This is a genomic window from Aeromicrobium sp. (assembly GCF_049586495.1).
In the GTDB taxonomy this organism is placed as follows: domain Bacteria; phylum Actinomycetota; class Actinomycetes; order Propionibacteriales; family Nocardioidaceae; genus Aeromicrobium.
The window spans coordinates 1-2,307 of record NZ_JBAVCB010000160.1 but is presented as its reverse complement, the minus strand read 5'-3'; the positions used below and the strand labels follow the sequence as shown (position 1 = coordinate 2,307).

2 protein-coding genes are annotated in these 2,307 nt (G+C 63.2%); one reads left to right on the top strand and one right to left on the bottom strand.

What is annotated here, in order from left to right:
• Positions 1–190: 190 nt before the first annotated feature.
• Positions 191–550 (top strand): hypothetical protein, encoded by a 360-nt coding sequence (locus WB508_RS08520; protein WP_423844457.1) that lies wholly within the window; start codon positions 191–193, stop codon positions 548–550.
• A gap of 120 nt (positions 551–670) precedes the next feature.
• On the opposite strand, the gene WB508_RS08515 is transcribed toward WB508_RS08520, so the two are convergent.
• Positions 671–1,927, bottom strand: coding sequence for an adenylate/guanylate cyclase domain-containing protein (locus tag WB508_RS08515; RefSeq protein ID WP_423844456.1), 1,257 nt, complete (start codon positions 1,925–1,927; stop codon positions 671–673).
• Positions 1,928–2,307 lie beyond the last annotated feature (380 nt).

The window sequence follows — 2,307 nt, the reverse complement described above, 5'->3', positions numbered from 1 at the left end:
GATCAGACCGGCGGCGAGAAAGCAGGTCGGGACGATGAGCATTTCAAGCACGTGCCAATTCTGGCCCGTCGCGCGGTCCTCCACCCTGCGGTCGACCGTAAAGGTCTGACATTGCGGTCAACCACGTAGTGCTCGCCACGACCGATTTCTAGCGTCGATGACGTCCACCCTCGAACTGAAAGGGACAGTCATGACCACATTCCAACGAGCGGCGCAGGTGCTTCTGGTGATCTTCGGCCTGCTCACGATCGTTTTCTACTCATCGGTCTATACCGCCACGGGCGACGACGCATTCCCCGACGACGCCAACGCCCTCATAGCCACGGGAGGCGCAGCTCTGGGCGTCCTGGTGATCGCGCTGGCCACCGCTGGCATCAATTCGGGCGAACGGTGGTCATGGGTTGCCCTCTCTGTACTGCCGGTCTTCTTCGCCGCACACGCAGTGCTGCTCGGCACGTGGATACCCGACGGCGTCTTCGCAGTGGTCAGCGTCGCTGCGCTGATCGTGACGCGGCCGCGCTACACCGATGACAGGCACGCGACCCGCTGATCCGCGGCAGGATCAAGCAGGAGACGGCGAGCCGAAAGAACACGACGAATCCGAACGCACCGAAGCCTCCTCGGCGCGCCCGCACTGTGTGCGCACGACGGTGACAATCGTTCGGCTGTTCTAGAGCGGGGAGTACAGCTCGATGGGGAAGTGGACGCCCTTGACCATGACCTCGCCGCGAGGCTCGCACACCATGACATCTTTGACCAGGTGCCAGCTGGTGTTGGACAGCAGGATTCCGCCGGGTTCGGCCTCGGCTTGTACGCGGGCTGCGATGTTCATCTGAAGGCCGATCCCCGTGTAGGTCGCCCGAATCGCAGATCCGAAGGTGCCGACGGAGACCACGCCGGTGTTGATGCCGATTCGGGCATTGGTCGGCTCGACGGTGCCGTGCGCGTACCAGTCACGGCTCCAGTCGACCAACGACCGTTGCAGCTCCTGCGCCGCGCTGATCGCCGAGCGAACCTGCTCGGCCGGAGCGGTCTCGTCAGGTGCCCCGAATATCGCCATGACGCCGTCGCCGGCAAATTCGGTCACTGTCCCGCCGTGACGCTCGATCAGATCGGACACGGCACCGAGGTAGTCGTTGATGATGTGCGCGAGGGCCTCGGGGTCAATCCGATCTGCCATCGCCGTGAAGCCGACGACGTCAGAGGAGAACGCGGTGACCCGCCGCCGCTGCGGCTGATCGATCGAGTCGTCGCCATGTTCGATGCGGGACACCACAGTGCTCGGCGCGTAACGGCGGATCAGGTGTCGCTGGTGCTCGATGAGTCGCTCGCGGACGTAGCGCGCCCGGAGATCTCGTTCATTCGCGAATGCCATCGCCGGGCCGACGAACAGCGTCGAGAGCGGAATGAAAGTCAGAGCCAGCGCAACGTCCTGACCGGTGTGCGAGTCCGCGAATCCGAGTCCCAGTCCTCCGGCACACGTGACCAACACCCCGATCAGGAGCGTCAACCGAAAAGACAGCTGGATCAGCGGCGCAAGCAGTCCGAAGAAGGTGGCTGCCAGAGCGAAGGCAGTCGGCTGAAGTCCTGGGATCCACGGCAGGAGCACGGCAATCGTGTCGACCGACGTCAGGACGAGCACAGCGGCAGCGAGTTTGATCGCCAGTCTCGGCTCTGGTCGTCGCAGGTACACGATGCAGGCAAGGAGGACGGGGATGTTCACCCCCCAGCAGACGATGAACATGGCGACGACATGTTCCGGGTTCAGGAACAGCAGGACGATCAGCGGATTGACGATCCAGGCCGCGATCGAGGCGGCTGCCATGGCCACGCCCAACGGACGAAACCGTTCGATGTACCAGCGTTGATAGGCGGCCTCGACTGGCGCGTCGAAGTGACCGAGAGGTCCATGCCGGTCAGTCGACATACTCCGACCGTAACCGACATCGCGACCCGTGAGTCCCCGTGACGAGAGAGATGTAGACCTGACTCACCTGCCGTTCTTGACCGTGATCTCGTCCCGCCACGTGGCGGCCCATGCGCCAGTTCCGCCTATGTGCGGTGAGCGGTCTTGACCACCATGACAACATCCCTTCGGCCATTCGAGATCGTGGAAAGAGTCTTGGTTCTCTTGCTCTCGATACCCCAGGGGGGTATGCTCACGCTAAGTTGAACGGAGGCACTCCCATGCCGGACACACCCACGCCCCAGGACGACCACGAGATGGGCGATGTGAACTCGATGGCCGCCAGCGCCACCTTGCACTGCCTGACTGGATGCGCCATCGGTGAGATCACTGGCCTGATC